This is a genomic window from Nocardia sp. NPDC051756, assembly GCF_040681495.1.
Taxonomy (GTDB): Bacteria; Actinomycetota; Actinomycetes; order Mycobacteriales; family Mycobacteriaceae; genus Nocardia.
In genome coordinates this window covers 281,496-298,972 of record NZ_JBFAYV010000002.1, presented here as the reverse complement: position 1 = coordinate 298,972, position 17,477 = coordinate 281,496, and the positions used below count along the sequence as shown (strand labels likewise).

Here is a 17,477-nt window from a genome sequence, read left to right as displayed (position 1 = left end):
GCTACACAGTGAGTGCTGACGGCCGCTCGACGGTGAGTCTATTAAGCCTGGCCAAAAACCTGCCCGCGATGGCGCTCGACGCACCGGCCATGTTGCGCAACGCGGCAGGCATGCTGGTCGGGCCGGACGACAAATCCTCGGTCGGGCTGTACTTCCAGCGCGCCGCGCACCGGCATCCGGACCGGACGTTCCTGCGCTTCGAGGGCACCGCCTACACCTACGGCGAGGCCAACTCCGAGGTGAACCGCTACGCCTCGGTGCTCGCCGCGCGCGGCGTCGAACGCGGCAACGTGGTCGGCGTGCTGATGACCAATCGGCCCGAAACCTTGTTCACCGTACTGGCTTCGGTGAAACTCGGCGCCACCGTCGGCCTGCTCAACCATCATCAGCGCGACCAGGTGCTCGCGCACAGTTTCAGCCTGCTGAACAGCGTGCTCAACGTGATCGGCGAGGAATGCAAGGAGGCACTGGACTCGCTGGCCGAGCCGCTGCCGAATGTGTTGCTCGCCAACGACTTGCAGGCCGCGGCACAGCAGGCGGCCGCCACCGATCCGCCGGTGTGCGCGGAGGTCACCGCCAAGGAACGCGCCTTCCTCATCTTCACCTCCGGCACCACGGGCCTGCCGAAGGCCAGCGTGATGACGCACCTGCGCTGGACCAAGAGCCTGGCCGGCATCGCCGGGCTCGGAATTCGCCTGCGCGGCAACGACACTCTGTACTGCTGCCTGCCGCTGTATCACAACAACGCGATCACCGTCGCGCTGTCGGCGGTGGTCGGCGCCGGCGCCACGCTGGCCCTCGGCAGGCAGTTCTCCGTGTCCCGTTTCTGGGACGAGGTGATCCGCGAGCAGTCGACGGCGTTCATCTACATCGGTGAGCTGTGCCGTTACCTGCTGAACCAGTCCCCGAAGCCGACCGACCGGCAGCACCGGGTGCGGCTCGCGGTCGGCAACGGGCTGCGCCCGGAACTGTGGGACGAGTTCAAGACGCGGTTCGGCATCAATCGCATCGTCGAGTTCTACAGTGCGAGCGAGGCCAACATCGCCTTCATCAACGCGTTCAGCGTCGACCGCACGGCCGGCTTCGGGCCGCTGCCGTACGCGGTGGTCGAGTACGACGACGAGACCGGAAAAGCCAAGCGGGGCAACGACGGTCGGCTGCGCAAGGTGGGCTCCGGCGGGGTCGGGCTGCTGCTCTCCAAGGTCACCGACCGCTCGCCGTTCGACGGCTACACCGACCAGGACGCCTCCGAGGCCAAGCTGGTCCGGGACGGATTCGCGCAGGGCGACGTCTGGTTCGACACCGGCGACCTGGTGCGCAACCAGGGCTGGCACCACATCGCGTTCGTGGACCGGCTCGGCGACACCTTCCGCTGGAAGGGCGAGAACGTGGCGACCACCGAGGTCGAGGGCGCGCTGACCCGCTCGCACGCACTCTCCCAGGCGGTCGTCTACGGCGTAGAGGTGCCGGGCGCCGACGGCAAGGCGGGCATGGCCGCGGTGACGCTGACCCCGGATGTCGAGTTCGACGGCAAGGCGATCGCCGGCGAGGTCTACCGGCAGCTGCCCGGCTACGCCGTCCCGCTGTTCATCCGCGTGGTCGAGGAGCTGGAGCAGACCTCCACCTTCAAGAGCCGCAAGGTCGAACTGCGTAAGCAGGGGTACGCCGCCGACGGTGACGGCACCCTGTACGTCCTCGCGGGCCGCTCCGACGGTTATGTCCCCGCCTATGACGATTACGCCGCCGACGTGGCCGCCGGGCGCGCGCCGAAGAACTAGCGCCGCTGGGCGGAGCGACCGGTAGCACACCGGTCGGTACAGTCAGAGGATGTTCAGTACCACCGCAACGCCGCTTCCTACCTTGTGCGGCAAGCCGGTGGCGACCGATCGGGCGCTGGTGATGGCGATCGTGAATCGCACTCCCGATTCGTTCTACGACAAAGGGGCCACGTTTACCGACGAGGCGGCCATGGCGGCCGTTGCCCGGGCGGTCGACGAAGGCGCGGATCTGGTCGATATCGGCGGGGTCAAAGCCGGTCCGGGTGCGCTGGTCGACGCGGCCGAGGAATCGCGCCGGGTGATCCCGTTCGTCGCGGCCATTCGGGCGAAATACCCGGAGTTACTGATCAGCATCGACACCTGGCGGGCCGATGTGGCCCTGGCCGCGGTCCAGGTGGGTGCTGATCTGATCAACGACACCTGGTCCGGCGCCGACCCTGACCTGGTCTCGGTGGCCGCCGACCAGGGCGTCGGCATCGTGTGCAGCCACACCGGCGGGGCGATCCCGCGTACCCGCCCGCATCGGGTCCGCTACGCCGACATCGTGGCCGAAGTGACCGGAACCTTGGTGCGCGCGGCGGAAAACGCGGTCGCGGCGGGTGTGCGCGCGGATTCGATTTTGATCGATCCGACCCATGATTTCGGCAAGAACACTTATCACGGGCTCGACTTGTTGCGCGGAGTGGACGTTCTTGTAAATACCGGGTGGCCAGTCTTGATGGCACTGAGCAACAAGGATTTCATCGGGGAGACTCTAGGTGTCGATCTTTCCGAACGGTTGGAGGGCACATTGGCAGCAACAGCTTGGTCGGCAGCCGCCGGCGCCCGAGTCTTCCGAGTCCACGAAGTCGCCGCGACCCGGCGGGTGGTGGACATGATCGCCGCGATCCAAGGCATCCGGCCCCCAGCACGCACCCTGCGAGGTTTGGTATGAAATTCCACCACCCCCACAGCCGCGAAGACCGCCCCGCGTGGGCGACGACAAACACCTGGGACAGCCCCCACTGGTCGGTCGACGAGCTCGTCGCCGCCAAAGACGGCCGCACCGTTTCGGTGGTGCTGCCCGCGCTGAACGAAGAGAACACCGTTGCCGACGTGGTGGGCAGCATCATGCCGCTGCTCGGCACCCTGGTCGACGAGCTGATCGTGCTCGATTCCGGCTCGACCGACGCCACCGCCGAACGGGCGCTGGCCGCGGGCGCCGAGGTGATCACCCGCGAGCAGGCGGTGCCGGAGCTGGATCCGGTGCCCGGCAAGGGCGAGGTGCTGTGGCGCTCGCTGGCCGTGACCAGCGGCGATCTGATCGCCTTCGTCGACTCCGACCTGATCGACCCGGATCCCGAGTTCGTGCCGAAACTGCTCGGACCGCTGCTCACGGTCGATGCGATGCACCTGGTCAAGGCGTACTACCGCAGGCCGCTGCACCAGGGCGGCGCGGTGGACGCCCACGGCGGCGGCCGGGTCACCGAACTCGTCGCCCGTCCGCTGCTCGCCGCATTGCGTCCGGAGCTCTCCCAGGTGCTGCAACCGCTCGGCGGCGAATACGCGGGCACCCGCGAGCTGCTCACCTCGGTCCCGTTCGCGCCGGGCTACGGCGTGGAGATCGGGTTGCTGCTCGATACCTACGACCAGCTCGGGCTGTCCGCGATCGGGCAGGTGAACCTGGGCGTGCGCACGCACCGCAATCGCCCGCTGGCCGATCTCGGCGTGATGAGCAGGCAGATCCTCGGCACCGTGCTCGGCCGCAGCGGCGTGCAGGACTCCGGGGCCGCGCTGACCCAGTTCCCGCTGGTCGGCGACGCCTTCACCGCGCAGAGCACCGAGGTGTCGCTGGCCGATCGGCCGCCGATGAACACGCTGCGCCCCGAGTGGGCGGCTGCCTGACCGATATATCGACGCGCGAACCCGGGTGCCTTCGGCGCCCGGGTTCGCTGCGTTGTGCCGAAAGCCATGGCCGCCATACGGATGCGTGTTTGCTGAGTGGACGCTAGAGTGTTGTTTTGGTCTTACGTTCGCATTCTGTCCTTCAAGACGCCGTCCATCGCGCGCTCATGAGCAGGAGATACGTCAATGACTATTGGTGAGCTACCCAAGCAGGACACGCGGCAACCAGAGTTTGCCGGTCCCGACTACACGCTGGCGACACTGCGGGTGAACGGCCACGTTTTCCCGGTGGCACTGGAACCCCGGGTCAGCCTGCTCGACGCCCTCCGCGAGTACCTGCGACTCACCGGCACCAAGAAGGGGTGCGACCAGGGGGCCTGCGGCGCGTGCACGGTCTGGGTCGACGGTAAGCGCGAATTGTCCTGCCTTACCTTGGCATTGAGCGTGGAGGGGCGCGAGATCACCACCATCGAGGGGGTCGCGGAGGGGGAGGAGCTGCACCCGGTGCAGCGCGCGTTCATCAGCTGCGACGGCTTCCAGTGCGGGTATTGCACACCGGGACAGATCATGTCGGCGATCAAATGCATCGAAGAGGGCCACACCGGCGACGACGCGGAGATCGCCGAATGGATGAGCGGCAATATCTGCCGATGCGCCGCCTACCAGAACATCCGGGACGCGATAAAGAGCGCGCGCGACGAGATGGGGGAGAACCGATGAAGCCCATCGCGTTTGCCCGCGCCGAGACGGTGGACCAGGCGCTCGCCGCGGTGGCCGCTCGCCCGAACACCGTATTCCTCGCGGGCGGCACCACTTTGGTGGACATGCTGCGGATCGGGGCGATGGAGCCGGACAACGTGGTCGACATCAATCGGCTGCCGCTCACCGAGCTCGAGCACCGGCCGGACGGCGGCCTGCGCATCGGCGCGATGGTCCGGATGAGCGAGGTGGCCGCCGATCCCGGTGTGGTGGAGCGCTTTCCGTTCCTGTCCATCGCCCTGTGGAAGGGCGCGTCCGCGCAGATCCGCAACATGGCGTCGATGGGCGGCAACCTGATGCAGCGGGTGCGTTGCCCGCAGTTCCGCGACATCGCGTTCGATTGCAACAAGCGTGCGCCGGGCAGCGGGTGTGGTGCGCACGAGGGGCTGCACCGCGGGAACGCCGTATTGGGCACCAGCGAGCACTGTTTCGCCATGCACCCGTCCGATATGGCCATTCCGCTGACCGCGCTCGATGCCGTGGTGCAGGTGCAGGGACCGCGCGGCACGCGCGCCATCGCCTTCGACGATTTCTTCCTGTTGCCCGGTGACACACCGCATCTCGAACATCCGATCACCGCCGACGAGCTGATCGTCCGAATCGATGTGCCGCCGTTGCCGTTCGCGGCGAACTCGCACTATCTGAAGGTGCGCGATCGCGAATCCTATGAGTTCGCAGCGGCTTCCGCGGCGGTGGCGCTGGATCTGGTGGACGGGCAGGTGCGCGATGTCCGCATCGGCCTCGGCGGGGTGGCGACCAAGCCGTGGCGGGCCAGGATGGCCGAGGCGCTGCTGGTCGGCAAGCCCGCGACCAAGGAGAACTTCGCGGCAGCCGCTGCTACCGAGCTTGCCGCCGCCGACGGCAGCCATGCGATGAATCGGTTCAAAATCGAACTGGCACAACGCACCATGGTGCGCACCCTGGAGATCGTGACCGAGCAGCAGGGAGGCCGGAAATGAGCGCACCCGCGGTCCCCAAGCTGATCGGCCAGGGCCTCGACCGGATCGACGGGCACGCCAAGGTCACCGGCGCCGCCCGCTACACCGCTGAGATCCCGATGCCGAACGCCGCATACGGCGTGATCGTCGGCGCCGAGATCGGTAACGGCACCCTGACCTCCATCGACGTCACTCGCGCGCTGCGGGCCGGTGCGGTCGCCGTGCTCACCCACGAGAACCTGCCACGGGTCCCCTCGGTGCCGCTGCTGCCGTCGCTGTTCGGCCAGCCCGCACCCGGGCAGACCTTCTTTCCCATGCAGGACACCACGATTCACTATTTCGGTCAGCCGATCGCGGTGGTCGTCGCGGATACCTTCGAGGTCGCGCAGGAGGCCGCCCGCCTGGTCGAGGCCACCTACGACGCGCAGCCCGCGCTGGTGCGCCTGGACGACGGGCGCGACGAGCAGTACCTGCCGGACAGCATCTTCGCCGGTCAGATCCCCGCCGCCCAGTCGCGCGGCGACTTCGCCGGCGCGAGTGCGGCCGCCGCGCACACCGTCGACGCGACGTTCCGGTTCGCCGCAAATCACCACAATCCGATCGAATGCTCGGTCACCGCCGCGATGTGGAACGGCGATTCGGTCACCGTCTACGACGCCACCCAGGGCATCGTGGCCAGCCAGCTGACCATCGCGGCGCACCTGGGCATCTCGCCGAGCAAGGTGCGGGTGGTCGCCGACTATGTCGGCGGCGGGTTCGGCGCGAAAGCCATGATGTGGCCGCACGTTACGCTCGCCCCGCTGATCGCGCGGGAGCTGGGCCGGCCGCTGCGGGTCATCCTGAATCGCGAGCAGATGTTCTACGGCACCGGATTACGCGAAGAGCAGGAACAGCGGGTCGCCCTGGTCAGCGACGCCGACGGCCGGTTCACCGGGCTGCGGCACCACAAGCTCTCCGTCACTTCGCATTTCGACGACTGGGCGGAGCCGTCGCTGGAGGTGCCCGGCAAGGCATACGGAATTCCGCACTGGGAGGGGCAGTATCGGCTGATCAAGGGCAACACGATGACGCCGACCTTCATGCGCGGGCCGGGTGAGGCGTCCGGCATGGTCGCGCTGGAATGCGCCATCGATGAGCTGGCCGAACAGCTCGGCGCGGATCCGGTGGACCTGCGGTTGCGCAATCACGCCGCGGTCGACCCGGAGAGCGGAAACCCGTGGAGCTCCGACGGTTACGTCGAATGCCTCCGGCTGGCGGCCGAGCGGTTCGGCTGGGACGGCCGGATCCAGACCCCCGGATCGCACACCGACGGCAACTGGCTGCTCGGCTGGGGCGTCGGCACGGCCGGCTACCCGGTGTACGAGCCGGGGCAGCCGCAGCGAGCCCATGCCCGGCTGCGGTCGGACGGCTCGCTCGTGGTCCAGACCGGCACACAGGAGTTCGGCACCGGTGTCGCGACCGCGATGTCGCAGGTCGCGTGCGATGCCATGGGAATGCCGTTCGACCGCATCCGCTTCGAGATCGGCAACACCGACTATCCGAACATCGCGGCCACCGTCGGCTCGATCGGCGCGAGCGCGGTCAGTTCCGCGGTGCACACCACGTGCACGCAGCTGCTGGCCCAGCTCATCGAGATCGCGGTCGCCGATATCGATTCACCGTTGCGCGGCCGCACGCCCGACGAGATCGAAGGCGTCGAGGGCGTGCTGCGGCTGGTCGATGATCCGTCGGTCACCGACGCCTACGCGGATGTGCTGGAGCGCAACCAGCTTTCGGATATCGAGACGACCGGCAGCTGGCGGCCGGCCTCGCCCGCCGCGCCGTACGGGAAGATGAGCTTCGGTGCCCAATTCGCGGAGGTCGCGGTCGATCCGGAGCTGGGGTTGATTCGCGTGCGCCGCATGGTCGGTGCGTTCGCGCCCGGCCGGGTGCTCAATGTCAAGCTGGCCCGCAGTCAGGTGCTCGGCGGCATGAATTGGGGTCTGTCCCAAGCGCTTATGGAGGGTTCGCTGCCCGACCTCCGTGATGGTCGCTGGGCCAACGCATCACTGCTGGAGTATCTGCTGCCGGTCAACGCCGACGCTCCCGAGGTCGACATCTCCTTCGTCGCGGTCGACGACACCGTGGTGAACCCGTTGGGTGTCAAAGGAATTGGCGAACTGGGCATGATCGGCGCCGCCGCCGCCATCGTCAACGCCGTCCACCACGCCACCGGCCACCGCTTCCGCGACCTCCCGCTGCGCATCGAACACCTGCTCTGAACTTCCCGCACCACTCTTGATTTCCCGCACCGAGATTCGCCTGCGATTTCCGGTGCGGGAAATCAGAGATGGTGCGGCTCAGCGGTGTATCGGCCCGTTGATGCGGTCGAGGGGGCGGGCCGAGGCGTTGCCGCGATCGGCGAGGATTTGGGCGGCGATGGAGATCGCCGTCTCGTCCGGGGTGCGGGCGTTGAGGTCGAGGCCGAGGGGGCTTTTCAGGCGTGCCAGTTTGCTCTCGGTGACGCCGGCGGCCCGTAGGCGTTCGGTGCGCTCGGCGTGGGTGCGACGGGAACCGAGGGCGCCGACGAAGGCGATCTCGTCGATGTCCAGGGCCGCGGCGATCGTCGGCACATCGAACTTGGTGTCGTGCGTGAGCACGCAGACCACGGTGCGCCCGTCGATGCGCCCCGCCTCGTGCTCCGTGCGCAGATACCGGTGCGGCCAATCCACCACGACCTCGTGCGCGGACGGGAATCGCGCCGAGGTGGCGAAGGTTTCGCGGGCATCGACGACGGTCACCCGGTAGCCGAGTTGCCGCCCGGTACGGCTCAGCGCGCGCACGAAATCGTTGGCGCCGGCCAGGATCATTCGCGCGGGCGCGCCGAAGACCTGCACGAAGACCCGCGGCCGCGGGGAGGCGTCGACCTCGCATTCGTCGGCGCCGACCACGCCGCTGCGCCCGGCGGCGAGCAGCGCGAGCGCGTCGCGATCGACGTCGTGCCACGTCTCTTTCGAATCGGGCCGCAGCAGCTTCCACTCCGCGGTGGTGTCCAGCCTGGTCGCCAGCGCGACGGGCAACCCGCTCGCAATCCGCTCCCGCAGCGCCGACAGCACCCGAACCCGATCCGGCCCCAGCCGTTCGACGAAGACCTCGATCTCCCCGCCGCAGGTCAACCCCACCGCGATGCCGTCACCATCGGCATAACCGAATCGATCGGTCACCGCGTGACCGGTGGCCAGCACCTGGCGCGCCGACTCGACGACCGCGGCCTCCACACATCCACCCGACAGCGACCCGAACACCTCGCCGGAGTCGGTCACGATCATCGCGGCACCCGGCTCACGCGGTCCCGGCCCGGTGGTATCCACCACCCGCGCCAAGGCCACCGGCCCCAGTCCCGCCAGCGTTATCAGTTGCTCGAGCATTGCGCGCATCAGCACGGTTCCTCTCTCGAGCGAGCACACCGGAGTACACCGGCTCCTGCCCAGCCTAGCTATCCGAAAGCTATTCGGCCGCGCAGCAGCGACGCACCGCACACCCACTGATTTCTCGCATACCGAATCGCGGGCGCCGACGTGTGCGGGAAATCAGGAGGTGTGCGGCTGATTCGAGCCTGCCGAGACGTGGTCGGCGAGGCGCTCTTCGGTCTCGTCCGGCACCGCGGTTCCCTCTTCGGCGAGTCGCGCCTGTAAGGCGGCGACGGTCAGCCGTCCGGGCGACTTGGTCGGCCGTCTCAGCACGGTGACGACCAGGATGAGCAGGCCGAGCGCCAGGACGGCGCCGCCGACTGTGACGAGCAGATTCATCACTGCCTCCTCTGGTCACGCATCAATCGGTCGTCTCGCGGAGTGCGAGGCCGGGTGGGACCGTGCCGGTGCGGAAGTAGACGGCGAAGATCTCGGCCGCGTCTTCGGCCGTGAATACCTCGTCCGGATAGATCCACGGCGCGGGCATGCTCTCCGGAACCTGTACGCAGATGCCGGGTTCGCCGTCGTGACCGGTGCCCCGGCCGACGATGCAACGGTGCGCCACGCCGTCGAGGACGGTGCGCAGCTCGAGCACCAGCGCGTCGGCCGAGCCGGTGCACTGGAGATAGTTCTGCCCGGGCGCGGAGCTGATCGCCGGGCTGATGTCGGCGGATCGCATGGGCGCGGGCAGCCGGGACAGCTGCACCGAAAAGCGGTGGTGACCGTCCAGCCTGCGCAGCGGGCGCAGGAAGTTGTCGATGGTCTCGCCCGCGCCGATGAACAGCTTGAGCCGGTCGCTGTAGGTGACCCGGTGGGTGGTGATGATCGGGTCGGCCGCATCGACAGCGCCGGACTGCGTCGGCTTCGGCCGCACCGTCCGGATCGTGGGTGCGGAACTGGCCGCCGTCGAAAGTTCAACACTCATCGAGCTCACCTATCACGCATAGTTACCTTCTAGCTATTCAAGCATTGCATCAAGATTTCCCGAGCGGAAGAGGTGAGTGACCCGCGACACAATTAGGTCACGATGATCATCGACAGCCGTCGGCTATGGGACCGGCGGCCGGCGTTTTCAGCGACGGATACCCGGTGCGGGCAAACGGTTTTCGGGGTCGTGCCGATAGACCGGCGTGAGCAGCTCGGCTTCCAGGGGTTCACCGGTCGCCCGATCGAACCGGCAGGCCACCAGCACGGAGAACAGGTGGGTGCCCGCACGTTCGTGCAGGGTGGCCAATCGGGTGGCGAGCAACCGGATGGCACCCAGCGAGCCCGGCGGGTGCATGCCGTCGATCATCAGCACCGAGCCGCGCCCGTCCGGACGGGGTAGCCGGGCCAGGTAGGCGATGTCGTGCGGATCGGGGCCGCCGGGGCGATAGACCCGGCGCGCGGCGCGATCCTCGATGCCCCGCCGGGCGTCGCCGGCCCTGGCCACCGCGCGCCGTAGCCGCGGGTCGGCGGCGATCAGCTGCCGCACGCTCGGCGAGAGCTCCGGCCCGCCGAGCACGATCAGGCCGTCCCGGTTCAGGTCCACCGGTCGCCCGGGGAGGAAGTGCTCGACCGAAGCGGTGAAGCCGAGCTCGCGGAGCAGCTCGACTAGCCGGTGCGCCGCCGCGGGATCCGGGGCGCCGATCACCCGGCCCGCGCGAACCTCCGGCACCAGCACCGTGAGCGTCCCGTGCCCGAAGAACAGGCCCTCCGGCGCCGGCCCCTGGGTGCTCACCTGATGGATGCGGGCACGGGAAAGTCCGGCTGCCGCACCGATTCTGGCGAAGGTCCAGCCTTCGGCGTGTAGCTCCCGGATGACCGCACGACGGATCCTGGTTAGCTCATTGATGGTCTGCTGGGCCGCAGCCACACCATCGGTGGCCGCTTTGAGTCGCTCGACCTTGTCTTCGATTGCGAAAACGCGCGCCACGTCATCGGCCGACATGTGGGAAGTCTAGACAGCTGGACAGGCCAAAGTGTCTAGAACTCTTGACACTGCACCCTTCTCGTGACGCAGTGACGCCAGGTCAGGTGGCGTCGGTGTCGATGGGGGGACGTTCGTTGCGCTCCAACGGTTTTTCCAGCTTCGGCATCGGATAGTCCGGCATGCCGCTGTTGGCGCCGAGGAAGTCCTTCTTGTCCGGCAGTGCGTCCTCCATGTTGCGGAAGATCGAATCGTCGCCGTTCAGAAGGTGTTTGGTGACCATGCCGCGCGGCGTCATGCCGCGCAGTTCGTTCAGGTCGGCCAGCGGCTTGCGCAGGTCCTCGAACTCGGGGCCGAGCTCGTCGCGCAGCTGCGAGGTCGCGCCACTGGCGTAGTCGCGCACCTGCCGCAGGCTGCGCGTGGTCCAGCGAACCGCGCCGGGCAGTCGCTCCGGTCCGAGGATCACGAGGGCGGCGACGAGCAAGATCATCATCTCGCTCCAGCCGATATTGCTGAACACCTAATCAGGCTACCGGTTGGGTGCGGCGATCTCGCACCGAGTGGTTTGGGGAACCGCGGCTGTCGTCAGTCGGATTCCAGCGTGACCGAAACGTCCACCTGCCTGCCGTCCCGGATCAACACCACGTTCACCGTTTCGCCGATAGCGCGGGACTGCACCGCGACCGTGAGCTCCTCCGGACCGGTCACCTCGCGCTCGCCGACCTTGACGATGACGTCCTTCTCCACGATGCCGGCCTTGGCCGCCGGACCGCCCGCCACCACGTCGGCCACCTCCGCGCCGCTCATCTGCTCGTTCGCCACCACCTTGCTGCGGAGGCTGAGGCCCATGGTCGGGTGATGGATGGATCCGTCCTTGATCAGGATCTGCGCGACCTGCGTAACCCGGTCGACCGGGATGGCGAAGCCGAGGCCGACCGAGCCGCCGGTCTCGCTGCGGATGGCGGTGTTGATGCCGATGACCCGGCCTTCCATGTCCACCAGCGCGCCACCGGAGTTGCCGGGGTTGATCGAGGCGTCGGTCTGGACCGCGTCGATCACCGCGTTCGTGTCGCTGCCCTCGCCCTGGAGTTTCACCGGGCGGTGCTGGGCGCTGACGATGCCGGAGGTGACGGTCTTGCTCAGGCCGAGTGGGGAGCCGATGGCGAGGACCTCGTCGCCGACCTGGACGTCGCCGGACTTGCCGAGCTTGGCCACGGTGAGGTTCTTCACATCGACCTTGAGCACGGCCAGGTCGGACTTCGGATCGCGGCCGACGATGCGGGCGGGCACCCGGGAGCCGTCGGAGAACTGGACCTGGATGACGGCCCGGTTGGTCTTGTCCTGGGCGGCCATCGAGACCACGTGGTTGTTCGTCGCGATGTAGCCCAGGCCGTCGATCACCACGCCGGAGCCGGTCGCGCCGTTGTCGCCGACGGTGACCCGGATGGAGACGACGGCGGGCAGCACGGCGTTGGCGACCTTGGCGATCTGGCTGTGCGGCTGGCTGGTGTCGGAGCTCTGCTCGAGGGTCACTTTGCGCGAAGTGAGGACGGAGGCCTGTTCGGCGGTCAGCCTGCCGACCAGTCCGCCGAGCACGCCGACGGCGAGTGCGACCAAGGCGAGCAGGGCAAGGGCCTTGGGCGCGACCCTGGAGCCGAAGAGGACCTCGCGCGCGCTGAGGCGTTGCGCCTGCGGCAGCGGCTGGGGCTTCGGGGTCGGCACCGCGGGGGCGCCGAGGCGGGCGGCGGAGTCCGGATCGCGCCACGGATCGACCGGGCCTGCGACCGGTGCGGCCCCGTTGGCCGCGTCGGGATCGCGTTGCAGCAGTTCGGTGGAACCGTCGGGGCGACCGAAAGCCTCGGCGAGCACAGCGTCCGGCGGACGGTTCTGCACGTCCTGGCCCGACACCGCCTGCGCGCCACGCGGCAGCGGCTCGGCGAACGACCCGCGCTGGCCCGCAGGCCTGCGGAATGCACCCGCCGTGTGGTTGTCGACATGGGGTCGGTATACCGGCCGGGGGCCCAGCACGGGCGCGTCCGGCGGCCTCAGGGTTCCCCTGTCGGCCGCCGAATCCGTGGGCCTGCCCTGGACGCTATCCGGGGTGTCGGCCGATCCGGTATTCGTCGATTCCGTCGTCACGCCTCCGCCTCGCTAGCGCTCGGCTCCGCCGCGCCGAGGCGTGCTGTGCCTTTGGTTCCTTCGCTCCGCTCAGTCACGGGGGAAACTCTACTTGCGCCACCACGTTGTCCACCGAGTCGCGGCAAACGAATCGGTGAGAAAGCCGAAAACTGCCTCGTTGCGCGGAGTCCCGTTGGTGCCCGACGTTTGGCTCGACGCGCCGCCGGGAAGATCGGCGAGCGGAATTCGGGTCAGGCTGTCGTGCAGCCCGTGCGGAATCGAGATCGGGCCCGACTGGCGCAGCGCGATACGCGCCTGCTGCTGTGCGTCGACCTCGGCCGCGCATTCCGGGCACAGAGAAAGATGTTGGGCGGCACGCAGATAGGCGTTCATCCGCAACTCGCCGTCCACATAGGCCGCGATCGCCTCGCTGGCCAGATGCTCGGTGGGACGAAAACGAGGCGGACGACGACCGGGCGTGCTGGAGTCGCCACTCATTCGGTGCTCACCCTTCCAACCGACATCATCCGAACCGTGGGGTGATGCCGGCTTTCGTCCAGCTCACCCGATACTTGCTGCATCAGCGGCGAACCGCTGCTCACTTCCATTATGCGCAAGGTAGTCGCGCAGTGCCTGTCGCCCGCGATGAATCCGGCTGCGCACGGTGCCGAGTTTCACGCCGAGCGTAGCGCCGATTTCCTCGTAGGAGAGTCCTTCGATGTCACACAGCACGACCGCGGCGCGGAATTCCGGCGCGAGCGAATCGAGCGCGCGCTGCAGATCCGGGTCGAGGCGGGCGTCGTGATAGGCCTGCTCCGGGTCGGGACCCTCGGACGGGACCCGGTCGTAGTCCTCGGGCAGCGCCTCCATCCGGATGCGGTTGCGGCGCCGGACCATGTCCAGGAACAGGTTCGTGGTGATGCGGTGCAACCAGCCCTCGAAGGTGCCCGGCTGGTAGCTGGACAGCGAGCGGAACACCCGGATGAAGGTGTCCTGAGTGAGATCCTCGGCGTCCTGAGCGTCGCCGGACAGACGGTAGGCAAGACGGTAGACACGGTCGGCGTGTTCGCGGACCAGGTCGTCCCAGGACGGCATGGCCGCCCGGTCACCGGTGGCATCGAAGGCAGCGGTACCGGTCAGGTCGACGGCCTCTTCAGCGGTGTCGGACTCGATCGGCAGAATCTGCTCTGGCAAGGTTGCGTGCTCACGCGCCGCATCGACCATGTGGATGGGGCTACCTCCTACTAGGGACCGTAAACTCGGAACTTGGCTCCGATCCGAAATCTCTTTCGGGCCGCAAACCGTTACGTTCGGATACAACCGACAACGTGTCTGTCGTTGTTCCCGCGTCCCGTGTCGAGCCGGTCTGTTGGTCTTGCGTTGCCCATACTCTTTCCTGTCCGGATATGGCCTGGATATGGAGATGCTGAGGGACACCTGAGAAAATCTGCGCGGAGATTGCTCGGCGGCGCGAGTAGTTCGGAACGCCCATACCAGGCGCCCAGCATTAACCTCATAGGCGTGGCATCGAATTTGGAGCGAAATCTCGCCTACGTGGAGGAATCCGTCGTGGAAGACGAGATCCTCATCAGCGCGCGTGAACGGTCCACCGAACTCGGTGCGGTGCCGGTGCCACCCTCGGTGGGGGCGCTGCTGAGCATGTACGCGCAATTGCTGGACGCCAAGGCCGTGGTCGAGGTGGGGACCGGCGCGGGGATCAGCGGATTGTGGCTGCTCGACGGCATGCGCGAGGACGGCACGCTGACCACCATCGACTCCGAGCCGGAGCATCAGCGCGCGGCCAAGGAGGCGTTCCGCGCCGCCGAGATTCCGCCCGCGCGCACCCGGCTGATCAACGGCCGCGCGCTCGACGTCTTACCCCGGCTCGCGGACGGCGCCTACGACCTGGTGTTCATCGATGCCGCGCCGCTCGAGCACCCGCAGTACGTCACCCAGGCGGTGCGGCTGCTGCGCGCCGGTGGCGCGATCCTGCTGCACAACGCGCTGCTCGGCGGGCGGGTACCCGATGCGGCACAACGGGATCCGGCCACCCAGGCGGTGCGGGCGGCCACTCGCGCGATCGCCGAGGACCCGGAACTCACCAGCGTGCTGATTCCGGTCGGCGACGGATTGCTCTGCGCCTCGCGCGGATAGCCCGCGCCGAATCCGTACCGACATCGCGGTTTCTTGTGCTCGCGCCGGGTATTCCGCTGGCGGAGGTACCGCAATGCGTGGGCACGAACTGTTCGAAATCGGCCACATCGGCCACACCATCTTCGAAACTCGATCGAGTTGGCTGCGGCCCGCGCTGATCTGCTTCGCGGTGATCATTCTCGCCGCGGTGATCGCGATGGTGGCGGTGAGTAACGCCGATTTCGATACCGGCCCAGCGAAAGTCACGCCGACGCACGGATCGTGCGAACCGTTCTGCACCGCCCCGCCGGTACCTGGTCAGTAGCTCGCCCCGGTGAGGGACAGGTCACGGAATACGAAGTCCCGCAACGGATGTACGATGACCGGTTCGCCTTCGACAGGTCGCGTCCGCGGCGGGGAGGCCGATGACGGACGCGCACGAAGGCCGGCCGGATCGCTGGTGACCGACCCGGGAGGGGTGGGCCGGTCGCCAGCGCTGTTCCGCCGGGTGGACCAAACAGCAACATCGCGGCGATTCGAGGCGCATGCTGCTCAGAGCACATCCGATACCAGAGCGGTGATGCCTCGCGGTGGGGCATGCGGAAGAGGTGCGAGCTGAGTGCTCTACTACATCCTGAACAACAGCAACAACGACGAGAACGGCCGCCCGCAGATTCACTGGGGTGGGGCGATGGTCGCGTTTGCCCTGGTCCTGGTCGCCGCCGTCCTGGTGGTCTACCTGGTCAGCACGGCCGACTTCGGTCAACCGTCGAAATCCACGGTGCCGCGCACGCCCGGCCCCTGCGCGCCGTTCTGCCCCGCTACGCCCGCGCCGCAGCTCTGATCGCCGCGGCGTCCACCAGGGCGCGCGCCCGCGACCACTGCGCGGCGATGGCGGCCAGCTCCGCGGCCTCCTCCGCCAGATTGTCCCCGGCACAGTGCCGCAACGAACCGGTGCCGGCCGGCGAATCGCCGCGGGTCTTGGCGGCGCAGGCGCGCACCAGGCGCACCGCGAGGTCCAGCGCTTCGCGGTCCGAGCCGGCCGCGGCGATCTCCGCGTGCAGGTCCGCCGGGGTGGGCGTGGCGTGCCGGGCCAGGATGAGCACGCTGTCCCGGATCTCGATGACGGTGCGGTGCAGGGCATATCGGTTACGGTGCGCGGCGTCCGGGTTCGAGGTGCGATGGACGATCTCCGGACAGGCCGCAGTGAGGTCGAACCACAACGGCAGCAACCGCTTCCGGCGCCGCGACCAGGCATCGAGTTCGGTCGCGTTGATCAGCCGGGCGAGCACGGGCACCGCGCCGATGCCGAGGAACGGCAGCCCCTGGACGAAGATGGCGTTGTTGTCGATGACGACTTGCGCTCGGGTCAGCCAACTTTCGTGCCCGAACGACCGCAGCCCCGTGCTGATCAGGGTCAGGCTGAACATCATGAAGACGGTGCCGCCGGTCGCCAGCACCATGGCGTGCAGGGTCCGCTCGCGGCGATCGTTCTGCTCGCGCATCTCGGCCAGGCACACCCGGCCGAAGTAGAAGACCATCCAGTAGGACATCGGCGCCAGCGCCAGCCAGAAGCCGAACTGTCCCCAGCCCGGTTGCGTGTACATGGTTTCCGGGCTCGGCCCCTGCGCCGGACCGCTACAGAGCAGCGCCACCGCGCAGGACACGCCGGCCAGGCCGTAGACGGCGACCGCCGACGGCGAACGGCCGAGCATCACGCCCGCGAGCAGCAGGCTGGTCGCGGTGGTGAACACGAATCCGATGGCCCCGAGCTGATAGATCAATCCCGGGCTCAGTCGTCCGCCGGTGAGCGCGCTGAGCTGATCGCGCAGCGTCGGCTCGTGCGTGGTGAGAATCTCGGTCACCAGCGCGATCAGCATGTTCAACCGCCGCTCGATGAGCGTGGTGCGGAACCAGAGCAGCCGGACGATCAGCAGCAGCCAGGCGGCCACCGTGATCGGCAAGGTCACGGCGGTCGGCAGCATCACTGCGGATCCCCCCGGGTCACTAGTGGTGGAAGATCGCGCGGCCGAGCACGGAACCCGAACGGGGCGCGTCGGTTTCGGACATCACCAGCGAGGCGAACAGCTCCGCCTGGCTTTCCAGGACGTCGTCGTAGTCGGTGCGGGCCAGCACGCGCAGCACGATCTCGGTGTCGATCTCGGTGAACAGCTGGCGCAGCGTGCGCAGGTGCGCGGACGGGGAGACATAGCCCGCGTGATCGAGCAGCAGGTGCGCGAGCTCGTGCAGCACGATGTGGTCGGTGTGATAGCCGGAGCTCGCCGCGTCATAGGCGACGGCGAAGCTGTCCGGGCGTTCGATGACCACCCCGCAGGGAAATCCCTTCGCGGTCAGCTCGGGCTGGGGCAGCAGCAGGATCGGCTTGCCGAGCCGCGTCGCGACATGATCGACGAACGTCTCCAGCTGCCACGGCCGCGGAATCTCGAGCGACGCGGCCAGTGCGCGGACCTGTTCCAGCGCGGGATCGGACTGCGCGCGCCTGATCATA

19 protein-coding genes are annotated in these 17,477 nt (G+C 68.1%); 9 read left to right on the top strand and 10 right to left on the bottom strand.

The genetic code is table 11. The features are described from left to right. Positions 1 to 8 precede the first annotated feature (8 nt). The 6 genes from AB0M22_RS07405 (at position 9) to AB0M22_RS07380 (ending at position 7,620) form a co-directional block, all read left to right on the top strand. Positions 9 to 1,778, top strand: a complete 1,770-nt coding sequence (locus AB0M22_RS07405) for a long-chain-acyl-CoA synthetase (RefSeq protein ID WP_364722241.1) — start codon at positions 9 to 11, stop codon at positions 1,776 to 1,778. 49 nt (positions 1,779 to 1,827) lie between these two features. Further along, on the top strand, positions 1,828 to 2,712 hold the full coding sequence (folP, locus tag AB0M22_RS07400; protein ID WP_364722239.1) for a dihydropteroate synthase: 885 nt from the start codon (positions 1,828 to 1,830) through the stop codon (positions 2,710 to 2,712). Continuing rightward, positions 2,709 to 3,662 carry a glucosyl-3-phosphoglycerate synthase gene (locus AB0M22_RS07395; protein WP_364722237.1) on the top strand — a complete coding sequence of 318 codons (954 nt, stop codon included), beginning with the start codon at positions 2,709 to 2,711 and terminating at the stop codon, positions 3,660 to 3,662. Before folP ends, AB0M22_RS07395 begins: the two co-directional genes overlap by 4 nt. Positions 3,663 to 3,848: 186 nt before the next feature. After that, entirely contained in the window at positions 3,849 to 4,382 is a 534-nt protein-coding gene (locus AB0M22_RS07390) for a (2Fe-2S)-binding protein (RefSeq protein ID WP_364722235.1), read from the top strand. Beyond that, complete coding sequence (locus AB0M22_RS07385) at positions 4,379 to 5,380, top strand: xanthine dehydrogenase family protein subunit M (RefSeq protein ID WP_364722233.1); 1,002 nt, start codon at positions 4,379 to 4,381, stop codon at positions 5,378 to 5,380. The genes AB0M22_RS07390 and AB0M22_RS07385 overlap by 4 nt, the downstream gene beginning before the upstream one ends. Then, positions 5,377 to 7,620, top strand: coding sequence for a xanthine dehydrogenase family protein molybdopterin-binding subunit (locus AB0M22_RS07380; RefSeq protein ID WP_364722230.1), 2,244 nt, complete (start codon positions 5,377 to 5,379; stop codon positions 7,618 to 7,620). Before AB0M22_RS07385 ends, AB0M22_RS07380 begins: the two co-directional genes overlap by 4 nt. Before the next feature lie 78 nt (positions 7,621 to 7,698). Here AB0M22_RS07380 and AB0M22_RS07375 read toward each other — a convergent pair whose 3' ends face one another. The 8 genes from AB0M22_RS07375 to sigE form a co-directional block, all read right to left on the bottom strand. Next, on the bottom strand, positions 7,699 to 8,775 hold the full coding sequence (locus AB0M22_RS07375; RefSeq protein ID WP_364722228.1) for an XdhC/CoxI family protein: 1,077 nt from the start codon (positions 8,773 to 8,775) through the stop codon (positions 7,699 to 7,701). A 153-nt stretch (positions 8,776 to 8,928) separates the two neighbouring features. Continuing rightward, positions 8,929 to 9,147, bottom strand: a complete 219-nt coding sequence (locus AB0M22_RS07370) for a hypothetical protein (protein WP_364722226.1) — start codon at positions 9,145 to 9,147, stop codon at positions 8,929 to 8,931. 22 nt (positions 9,148 to 9,169) lie between these two features. Continuing rightward, entirely contained in the window at positions 9,170 to 9,733 is a 564-nt protein-coding gene (locus AB0M22_RS07365) for a hypothetical protein (protein ID WP_364722224.1), read from the bottom strand. A 147-nt stretch (positions 9,734 to 9,880) separates the two neighbouring features. Next, complete coding sequence (locus AB0M22_RS07360; protein WP_150402328.1) at positions 9,881 to 10,738, bottom strand: hypothetical protein; 858 nt, start codon at positions 10,736 to 10,738, stop codon at positions 9,881 to 9,883. Positions 10,739 to 10,820: 82 nt separating this feature from the next. Continuing rightward, a complete protein-coding gene (gene tatB, locus AB0M22_RS07355) occupies positions 10,821 to 11,237 on the bottom strand; it encodes a Sec-independent protein translocase protein TatB (RefSeq protein WP_150402329.1) in 417 nt (138 codons plus the stop codon). 65 nt (positions 11,238 to 11,302) lie between these two features. Further along, on the bottom strand, positions 11,303 to 12,856 hold the full coding sequence (locus tag AB0M22_RS07350; RefSeq protein ID WP_364722221.1) for a trypsin-like peptidase domain-containing protein: 1,554 nt from the start codon (positions 12,854 to 12,856) through the stop codon (positions 11,303 to 11,305). 87 nt (positions 12,857 to 12,943) lie between these two features. Then, a complete protein-coding gene (locus tag AB0M22_RS07345) occupies positions 12,944 to 13,333 on the bottom strand; it encodes a hypothetical protein (RefSeq protein WP_364722219.1) in 390 nt (129 codons plus the stop codon). A gap of 63 nt (positions 13,334 to 13,396) precedes the next feature. Then, positions 13,397 to 14,059 carry an RNA polymerase sigma factor SigE gene (gene sigE / locus AB0M22_RS07340; protein WP_364722217.1) on the bottom strand — a complete coding sequence of 221 codons (663 nt, stop codon included), beginning with the start codon at positions 14,057 to 14,059 and terminating at the stop codon, positions 13,397 to 13,399. A 291-nt stretch (positions 14,060 to 14,350) separates the two neighbouring features. On the opposite strand from sigE, the gene AB0M22_RS07335 reads away from it, so the two are divergent. The 3 genes from AB0M22_RS07335 (at position 14,351) to AB0M22_RS07325 (ending at position 15,812) form a co-directional block, all read left to right on the top strand. Continuing rightward, positions 14,351 to 14,989: an O-methyltransferase gene (locus AB0M22_RS07335; protein ID WP_364723998.1), complete on the top strand. Its 639-nt coding sequence runs from the start codon at positions 14,351 to 14,353 to the stop codon at positions 14,987 to 14,989. 73 nt (positions 14,990 to 15,062) lie between these two features. Beyond that, positions 15,063 to 15,293, top strand: coding sequence for a hypothetical protein (locus AB0M22_RS07330; RefSeq protein ID WP_364722215.1), 231 nt, complete (start codon positions 15,063 to 15,065; stop codon positions 15,291 to 15,293). 294 nt (positions 15,294 to 15,587) lie between these two features. Then, a complete protein-coding gene (locus AB0M22_RS07325) occupies positions 15,588 to 15,812 on the top strand; it encodes a hypothetical protein (RefSeq protein ID WP_364722213.1) in 225 nt (74 codons plus the stop codon). On the opposite strand, the gene AB0M22_RS07320 is transcribed toward AB0M22_RS07325, so the two are convergent. Together AB0M22_RS07320 and AB0M22_RS07315 are read right to left on the bottom strand one after the other, a co-directional pair. Beyond that, complete coding sequence (locus tag AB0M22_RS07320) at positions 15,790 to 16,953, bottom strand: MAB_1171c family putative transporter (protein ID WP_364723995.1); 1,164 nt, start codon at positions 16,951 to 16,953, stop codon at positions 15,790 to 15,792. The genes AB0M22_RS07325 and AB0M22_RS07320 overlap by 23 nt on opposite strands. A gap of 22 nt (positions 16,954 to 16,975) precedes the next feature. After that, a complete protein-coding gene (locus AB0M22_RS07315; protein ID WP_364722211.1) occupies positions 16,976 to 17,476 on the bottom strand; it encodes a hypothetical protein in 501 nt (166 codons plus the stop codon). Between the last annotated feature and the right edge of the window lies 1 nt (position 17,477).